We start from the raw sequence: 8,667 nt of genomic DNA, 5'->3' as shown, positions 1-8,667 counted from the left end.
ACCGGGATCCTCGCCAATGCCCACTTCCCAGCGGGCCAAGAGCTCTGACAAGTTCAGGTTTCCAGTGGTAACGTTCTCGAAGCCCTGACCACAGCCGGCAACTCCAGAGGCAGCCAGCAGCGCTCCGCCCATCTGCAGCACCTGTCGCCGCGGCCATTGCCGTTTCCAGATCATCTCGTTTCCTCCTCAAGCTCTGCCTGGCGGGCCCACAGCCGCACCTGCGGGGAGCTGTAGACCTCCCTAAAGCCCGGCAGCCCCTCAAAGGTAAGCTCAGGCCAAAATTGCAGGATGCGATCGGCGCTCCGCAAGGGATCCGCCGGCCCCGCCACCAGCAAGTAGTCCACCCGCTCCTGGGGGTGTTGCAGGGCCAAGGCAAACTCGTACTGGTGGGGGGTAAGGAACAAGCGGGGATCCCCCGCCCAAAAGATAGCCTCAAAGTGGATGTCGTCGTCCACCAACACCTTCTCGCCAGGCAGCAGGTGGCGGCGGAGATATTCCCCTACTTGGCGCTTTGCCTGCCGCTGCTGGCGCCACGCTTCCAAAGCCTGCCCCGCGGAGGTCACTTCGTAGAGGTCTTGGGCCGCTTCCAACTCACGGCTAAGGGGCGCTACCCCTGCCACCAGCCGCTCCCAGAGATCCCGCTCCTCGAGCACCAGGGGCGCCAAAAATCGTGGCTCTTGGCTTAGCCCATAGCCAGCGGTAAGGCAGTTCAGCCCCAAAAGGGCAGTGATCAACAGGCGCTTGGCCCAGCCGGGGCCGGCTCCGCGGACTAAGTAGGCCCCCATCAGCAACGGCAGCGGCACCCAGACGAGACCAAAGCGGCTCAGCTCTGGCAAAAACAGCCCCTGGCCCAGGGAAGCCAGCAGAACCACCAACGGCATCCCCCAGATCAAGGCCCCGACCCAGCGGCCCAGCAGGGATCCCATCCCCACCAGGAGATAGGCAGGGGCCAGCACCGCCAGCCACTTGCCCAGCTCCACCAGCCCTTGCCAGCCGCCGGCCTGCTGCAGGTCTTCCCGCAACTGCGGCAGGCGCAGGCCGCTGCCCACCTGGTAGGTAAAAGCCCAGGGATCCCCCACCGCCAACCAGTTGACATACAGCCAGCTCAGGATCAGGGCCAGGCTGATAAACCCCACCACCAGCAGCGAGGCCCAGCGAAACCCCCAAGATTCGCGGCGAAAAGCCACCAGCAGCAGTCCTGCCAGCCAGGGCAACAGCCAGCCGCTCTCCCAGCGCAGCACCATCAGCGGCCCCAAGGCCAGCCCAATGAGCAGCAGCCGCAGGGTAATCGGCAGCTCGTCCTTCTCCGCTGCTTGTTTCTCGTTGGCCAGAGGGAACAACAAGGCCATGTTCACCCCCAGCAAAAGCGAGGTGGCCGTCCAAACGGGGCTGCGCAGCAGCATCAGGAGCAAAGCCGGCTGCAGCAGCAGCAACAGGCCCCACAGCCAGCGCCACCCCAGGCCGACAGGCAAACGGCGCAACTGTTGCCCCATCCAGTCCAACACCAGGGATCCCAAAATGGCCTGCAACACCAGCGGCGAGCGCCCCAAAATGGCCGTGGCCAGCACCAGCGAAGGGGGAAAAGTGGTGCCGACAATGGGCAGGCGCGGATCCGGCCCCAGGACGGCTACGGATCCCTTGTAGCCAAGGAACTGCATCTCCAGGCTCACCCAGCCCCAGCCTTCCTTTAGCCCCCACAAGAGGCCAGCTAGGAGCAGCAAGGGGATCCCTACCGGCGCAACGAGCCTCAAGATAGCTTTAAGCCGGTTTACAAACATCCATGCCCTATGAACGAGTTTCGCCAAACTTGACGGCCTAGGGCATTGGAACACCCTAGTTAATCCTAAAAGCAAGTTTTGCAAAAACTATTAGGAATGCAAGGGAGCGTTAGTATTCCCCTTCTCGAGACTTTTTTTCTACGAGTTTTGGCGTATTGGGTTCAGCAAGATGGTCGATGAAAAGTTGCCGCACTGTAGGTGAGGATGTGAGAGTCTCTGAAGTGGAACAAGGTGTGACCTCAATGCTACACTCTGTGCGGGACATGGACAACGCGGCAATTCCGGCACTGGAGCTTTTGCCCTCCCAGGCTCAGACCCGCCCCTGGGGAGCCTTCTGGATCTTGGATGAAGGCCCAATGTACAAAATCAAGCGCATCGAGGTCAAGCCCGGCCATCGCCTTAGCCTGCAGATGCACTACCACCGCAGCGAGCACTGGATTGTGGTTCGGGGCACGGCGCGCGTTACCCGGGGCGAGGAGGTGGTGCTGCTTAACTCCAACGAGTCCACCTACATTCCCCCCTGCACCAAGCACCGTCTGGAAAACCCCGGCACCATCCCCTTGGTGATTATCGAGGTGCAGAACGGGGAATACTTGGGGGAGGACGACATCGTGCGCTTTGAGGACGACTACGCCCGCGCCTAGGAGAGTTCCTGAGGAAGGGGGCTTTCTTGTGGCCAGTTCATCACTCTTGCGCCATATACTCCTAGAAGTTTGGCGACTGCCCCCGCCACAGGTGTAGGCTTTTTCTGTCGTCAGAGCAGGGGCTAGGGATCCCGCAGATGGCTAGGGTAAGGCGAGGGTGGGGGCTGTTGGTGGCTGGCTTGCTCTGCTGCGTGCCAACAGAGGCAGTGCGGGCGGAGCCCCTTGCTTTCCAGAGGCTGGGCTACGAGCGTTCGGTGCTGCTGCAGGGATCCAACCCGCGCCTGGATGTCACCGTCCCTGCGCCCATCAACGGCATCGACCCAGAAGCCAGTTTTGTGCAGTTGCGCCTAGAACCTTCGCCGGTGCTCAAGCCCACTTCTACTGTGCGGGTGCTGATTAACGAGGAGCTGGCGGGGATCTTTCTGGTGCAAGATCTGCGCCAGGAGCCGGTGGTGCGGGTGCCCATCCCTAACCTGCCGCCGGGTGAGCGCTTTATCACGGTGTCGGTGCAGCCGTTTTTGAGCATTAGCGACGACATTTGTGCCGACCTCAACACCGGCAACCTGCTGCTGAGGGTAGGGCGGGACAGTTTTTTTGAGCTGGTGCCCCGCGTGCCCGATGCTACGGTGGCCGGCTTTCTGCACCTGATGTACCCCCAGCTCACGCTGGTGGTGCCCGCCAACCCCTCTCCTGAGGTGGCGGAAGCAGCACTGGGCCTGTACAGCTTACTGGCCCACCTCTTCCCTCAGACCCCCATCCTCTGGAGCAACCGTCCAGGGGAAGGGCCTCAAGTAATTCTGGAGCCGGCCAACTTTACCCCCCACCTGCAGCATCAGATTACCCCAGAGGGATCGCGGCTGCGGGTGGCCGCCCGCCGCGAGGCCATTCTTGCCCTCTATGAAGAGTGGAAGCGGGCGGGGCTGGTGAGCCGCGGCATCCAGGTGGCGGCGGTGGCGGACTGGGAGCGAGCTCTCAAGGCCAACCGCCTCAGCTTGCGGGAGTTGGGGATCGTGGATCCCCTGCTGCGGGGCTTTGGCAGCCAGTCTTTGGTTTTCAACTTCAACCTGGCGCAGTTGGGGGGGCGCCCGCGGGATCTGGCGGCCCAACTGGATGTGATCATGAACCCGGTGGATGGTCGGGCCGGGGATCGCCTGACGGGCTATGTGTTCTTGAACGGCGTTCTGCTGCGCACCTACAACCTCACTGGTCGCAGCCAGCTCAACGAGACCGTGACCCTGCCCACCCGCCTGCTGCGCCGCTTCAACCAACTGGAGCTGCGCTTTGACTACGGGGCCAGCCCCGGCAATTGCCAGGGATCCCTGACGCCGCTGACGGTTCAGGTGCGCTCGGATAGCTCCGGCTTTCTCTGGAGCGGCTACCAAGCCCCCAACGGCGAGCTGCAGGAGATCCCGGCGGTGCTGCAGGGATCCGGACGGGTTTGGCTGGGGGATCCCGCCTTGTTGCCGGCTGCCGCCTACCTGGTGGGGGCCTTGAGCCGGCTGGCCGCCCGACCGCTCCTGCCCACCCTACAGTTTCTGCCCCAGGAAAAGACCAAACTGGAGACAGGCGACTTCGCCTGGCAGATCCTTGTCGCTGCCCCGGAGCAGGTGGAGCTCCCTTACAGCCCCATCCGGCTGGGATCCCAGTTCGAGATCCTCAACCCCTTGAACCAGCAGGTGGCCCTGGCCGCCCAACCCCAGGAAAACCTCGGCCTCTTGCAGTACTTTTTGCTCCAAGGCAGGCCTACCCTCTGGCTATCCTGGTGGGGAGCTGATCCGGCCTTGGCAGAACGCCTCAGCCGCGGCCTTGCCGATCCACGCACCCGCCTGGCCAACCAACTGCAGGGAAATGTGCTCACCGCCTACGCCGCCACCCCCGCCCTCACCCAGGTGCAGAGCTGGGATCTCACCCCCCAAGGCTACCGGGTGCGCTACCCAGGCCGCTTCAGTTGGCAGCTTTTGGTGTGGCAGTACCGCTATTGGCTGGTGCTGCTGCTGGCTATTCTGCTGGCAGCGGGAGCCTGGAATGTCTATCGCCGCTTGGCTCGCCGCCCCGAGTCCCCCATCCCTTCCTAGGGGGGGCTAGGCATGGGCTTGCGGTTGAGCCAGACTTGAGCCAAACCGCGGGTCTTAGGCCATGCTCCAGTCCCTTAAGTCCTCGCTTTTGCGCGCGGGCTATCTCACCCGCCAGCAACTGGCGGCAGCGGAGGAGTACCGCGAAGAGGTGGGCTGCTCCTTGCCCAGGGCTTTTTGGAGCTTGCGGGTCATGCATCCTGGCAAGTTTGCCGACCTGTGTCGCCAGATTTTGGATCGGCCCAAGCTGCGGGACTGGCTGCTCAAGCAGCCTCTAGATCTAGAGCTGCCTTGGCTAGTGGAACCCAGCGATCTCCTGCCGGTGCGCTTTTTGCCCTGTGGCTGGCTCAACCCGCAAACCGTTGTGGTGGCCACGGAAGAGCCCGGCTATCCCGGCGTCTGGCAGGCGGTGAAACGCCTTTGCCCAGAGGCCGAAAAGCTGTGGGAGATCCCGGCCACCGAAAAGCAGATCTTGACAGTTATCCTCGAGCGCAAGCTGGCTGCTGAGCTGCTGGGCAGCCGCCTCACCCTGGAGCAGTGGCAGCAGGCTCTGGAGATCCGCCGCCGCACCGGATCCAGCCTGGGGCAGGTGCTGACCCGGCTGAGCTACCTCTCCACCCGCGAGTATCTCAGCATTCTGGCCCACTTGCTGGGCTACCCCTCCGTCTCGGAGCTAATCGGAACAGGGCTGCTCTACCGGGACGAGGTCCTAAGCCGCCAGTTCGATCCGGAATTGATGATGCACCACCTCTTCTACCCCCTAAGCTGGAGCGACGAGAATACCCTCACGGTGATGGTCAACGACCCCCTGGACTGGGCGGTGGACGAGCTGCTCTACAGTTGGCGGCCAGGGTTGCGGATAGAAAAGGTGCTGGGCACCGAGCAGGATATCACCCAGCTCCTCAGCCAAGATCAGGGATCCCGCTTTAGCCAAGAGGCGGTGTACAAGCTGCTGGCCCGCCTGCCGGAGGAATCGGCCTCGCGGGTGTTTACCCCCTCGCAAATTGCCGTCGGCTATGGCCTGCTGCTGCTGCTGCTGTGGAGCTTGGCCAGCGCCCCCTGGACAACCCTGACGATCTTGGTACTTTTGATTAACCTCTTTTACATTGCTTCGATTCTCTTCAAACTGCTGCTTAGCTTGGTGGGATCCGCCGATCGCTTCCACCAGATTACCGACGAAGAAGTGGCCGCCCTCGATGACCGCAGCTTGCCCATCTACACCATCCTGGTGCCGGTCTACAAAGAGCCGGAGGTGATGCCGATTCTCATCAACTCCCTCTCCAAGCTGGACTACCCCCACGAGCGCTTGGACGTGCTGATCCTGTTGGAAGAAAACGACCAGGCCACCATCGAGGCCGCCCGCGCCGCCAAGCCGCCCCGCTACGTGCGCCTGTTGATCGTGCCGGATAGCAAGCCCAAGACCAAGCCCAAAGCCTGCAACTACGGCCTGGCCTTTGCCCGCGGCGAATACCTCACTATCTACGATGCCGAAGACATCCCCGATCCGGATCAACTGAAAAAAGCCATCATTGCCTTCAAAAAAGGGGATCCCAGCTTGGTCTGCGTTCAAGCGGCCCTCAACTATTTCAACCGCAACGAGAACTTTCTTACCCGCATGTTTACCCTGGAGTATTCCTATTGGTTTGATTACCTGCTGCCGGGCCTGGAAACCTTGAAAATGCCCATTCCCCTGGGGGGCACCAGCAACCACTTCCGCACCGACCGCCTGCGGGAATTGCAGGGATGGGATCCCTTTAACGTCACCGAAGATGCCGATCTAGGCATTCGCGCCAGCCAGCACGGCTACACGGTGGGGGTGATCAACTCCACCACCTACGAAGAGGCCAACTGCGCCCTTAAAAACTGGATCCGGCAGCGCTCCCGCTGGATCAAAGGCTATATGCAGACCTGGCTGGTGCACAACCGCAACCCGCTGCGCTCTTTGCGCAAGCTGGGCCTCAAGAACTGGCTGGCCTACCAATTTTTTATCGGCGGCAGCTTCTTTACCTTCCTCACCAGCCCCATCATGTGGCTGCTGTTTTTCTACTGGCTGCTCACCCGCGCCCATTGGCTGCAAAACATCTTTCCCAGTTGGCTAATTTACTTGGGCTTGTTTAACCTCTTGGTGGGCAATGCCATTGGGATCTACTTGAACTTGGTGGCCGTTTTTCGGCGGGGCTACTACGACTTGGCCTTCTATGCTCTTCTCAACCCCATTTACTGGCAACTGCACTCCATGGCAGCCTACATGGCCCTGTGGCAGCTTTTTACCAAGCCCTTCTACTGGGAAAAAACCATCCATGGCTTGAGCAAATTCACCCACGCCAAAGTGCAGGAAGCCAGCCACAAACCCGCCTAGGCAGCCCCCTTCATCCCTACAGCAGGCGGTACCTCCTTCCCCTCTTCCAAGAGGGAGAGGGGCTAGGGGTGAGGGAAGCGCTAGAAGCCGTAGTCAGAATCGACGACGACAGCACAGCCGCGTGGGTGGCGGCAGCCGGCCATGATCACCTGGACGGCGAAGCTGCCCTCATAGGGAGCCTGGACGATGGGGAAATCGTCCAAGAGCGTATCTTCGGCTACCCACCGACCGTTGCGATCGTAAAGCACCAGATCCACGTCGTGGCAGTCGAGGTCGCACTCGGCCCAGATGTTCTCGCCTGGGTAGAAATAACCATTAACCCAGGTCGATTGCCCGTTCAGTAACCACAAGCTCCTTTGGGCCCACGCTTCACCACCACCCAGGATTGCAGCCGCCCCGATTATGCCCGCTGCCAGCCAACCCCGCAGAGCAACCATCGGATTTTCCTCCTTCCATGAAGTTTCCTTTGCCGCAACAGGGATCCCTGCCCTACCTACACGCTAGCATTAACGTTTTCGCTCCCTGGCTGATTGCGATCACAGCCGGCATCTTCCTTACAAGTTGCAAAAAAGGGTTACAAAAGGGGATCCCAACTTGCGCAGGGATCCCTGAATTTCGATCAGAATGAGACTGAGAAAACCTGCCCAAAGCCCTTGATTGTTCTCACTGGGGCAGCACCAGTTCTCCGCGGCGCCCCAGGGGATCGGTGAGGACGCCGCCGGTGGGGCCCTTGATCTGAAGGGTGCAGCGGCTGCCGGAGACTTCAATGAGGGTGTAGTTGGGCACCGCCAGCTCCAAAAAGCGCAGGTTGCCGGTTGTGACGCCAGGGATCCCGCTCACTTCTGGATTGGCAGGGTTCACAGGGGCGAGAAAGCCATTCACAATCCGGTAGTAGAGGCGGCTGGCGTTGGGGATCCCCAGTTGGCTGCCCAACTCGTCAATGCTCAAGGCGGTCACGCTGCGTCCGGTGGGGCCAGTCCACACCTCCCAGATGGGGTTGCTGCTGCCGGGGTTGACCTGGCCGATAAAGCCGGCGTGGTTGTTGCCGGTTAGGAACACCACGTTGCGGATGTTGTTGCGCTCAATAAAGTCGATCACCTCCTGCCGCTCCAGCCAGTAGCCCTCCCAAACATCGTTGGAGCGGAAATAGGTCACCGTGATGGGAAACTCGCTGACGATGAACTTGTAGGTGGCGGTGGAGCTGCGCAGGCCGTTGAACAACCACTGCTTTTGGGGTTCTCCCAAAAGAATGCGCGGCGTGCGGCGCAGCAGGTTAAACAGCGCCTCTTCCGATCCCGGCGGGCCGAAGAACAGGGTCTCCTGCTGGGGCGTGAGGCGGATGCCGGCCAGCTCCAAAAAGCGCTGCCGGGTCAAGCCAGGGGGCAAAATGGGCAGGATCGGGGTCACAGCAGCCAAGTCGCGGTACTGGCGCAGGTCGAGGATAAAGACTTCGGCGTTGGCACCGTAGCGGAAGCTGCGAAACACCCGATCCCGGCTATCTACCCCCGGTACATCCGTCAAGTTGGGGGTGATGGGGTTGTACTCAAAAAAGGCCTGGTAGCCCAGCACCCTGAGATCTTCCACATCGCGGGTTTGCCCGGTGGTGTCGTTGAGCTGGACGGCGCGGCCGCCGCGGGCCTTCTGGCCGCTGTAGTTGTCAATCACCTCGTGGTCATCCCAGTTAACGACAAAGGAGGTGCGACCGAACAACTGCGCAAACTCCGGCCCGGCATACTGGGGATCCCGCTGATCCCGATAGAGGCTGCGGTAAAACTCCAGCGTCGGTACCGGATCCAGCCCCAGCCAGAAGCGAT

6 protein-coding genes are annotated in these 8,667 nt (G+C 61.3%); 3 read left to right on the top strand and 3 right to left on the bottom strand.

Features of this window, described 5'->3' with window-relative positions; genetic code table 11:
- Window positions 1–170: 170 nt before the first annotated feature.
- A complete protein-coding gene (locus NW841_RS10540) occupies window positions 171–1,751 on the bottom strand; it encodes a hypothetical protein (RefSeq protein WP_414386329.1) in 1,581 nt (526 codons plus the stop codon).
- A 290-nt stretch (window positions 1,752–2,041) separates the two neighbouring features.
- On the opposite strand from NW841_RS10540, the gene NW841_RS10535 reads away from it, so the two are divergent.
- From NW841_RS10535 to NW841_RS10525, 3 genes are all read left to right on the top strand, one after another.
- A complete protein-coding gene (locus NW841_RS10535; RefSeq protein WP_414333931.1) occupies window positions 2,042–2,422 on the top strand; it encodes a cupin domain-containing protein in 381 nt (126 codons plus the stop codon).
- A gap of 137 nt (window positions 2,423–2,559) precedes the next feature.
- Window positions 2,560–4,497 (top strand): cellulose biosynthesis cyclic di-GMP-binding regulatory protein BcsB, encoded by a 1,938-nt coding sequence (locus NW841_RS10530; RefSeq protein WP_414386327.1) that lies wholly within the window; start codon window positions 2,560–2,562, stop codon window positions 4,495–4,497.
- A 61-nt stretch (window positions 4,498–4,558) separates the two neighbouring features.
- A complete protein-coding gene (locus NW841_RS10525; protein WP_414386325.1) occupies window positions 4,559–6,853 on the top strand; it encodes a glycosyltransferase family 2 protein in 2,295 nt (764 codons plus the stop codon).
- Window positions 6,854–6,933: 80 nt separating this feature from the next.
- On the opposite strand, the gene NW841_RS10520 is transcribed toward NW841_RS10525, so the two are convergent.
- Both NW841_RS10520 and NW841_RS10515 read right to left on the bottom strand, forming a co-directional pair.
- Window positions 6,934–7,290 carry a hypothetical protein gene (locus NW841_RS10520; RefSeq protein ID WP_414386323.1) on the bottom strand — a complete coding sequence of 119 codons (357 nt, stop codon included), beginning with the start codon at window positions 7,288–7,290 and terminating at the stop codon, window positions 6,934–6,936.
- Between the two features lie 226 nt (window positions 7,291–7,516).
- Window positions 7,517–8,667 (bottom strand): alkaline phosphatase D family protein (locus NW841_RS10515; protein ID WP_414386321.1); only part of this gene is annotated, 1,151 nt, incomplete at its 5' end.

The sequence above is a fragment of the Synechococcus sp. H60.3 genome, assembly GCF_047462295.1.
Taxonomy (GTDB): Bacteria; Cyanobacteriota; Cyanobacteriia; order Thermostichales; family Thermostichaceae; genus Thermostichus.
The sequence above is the reverse complement of the archived record's forward strand: the minus strand, read 5'-3'. Positions and strand labels throughout refer to the sequence as shown.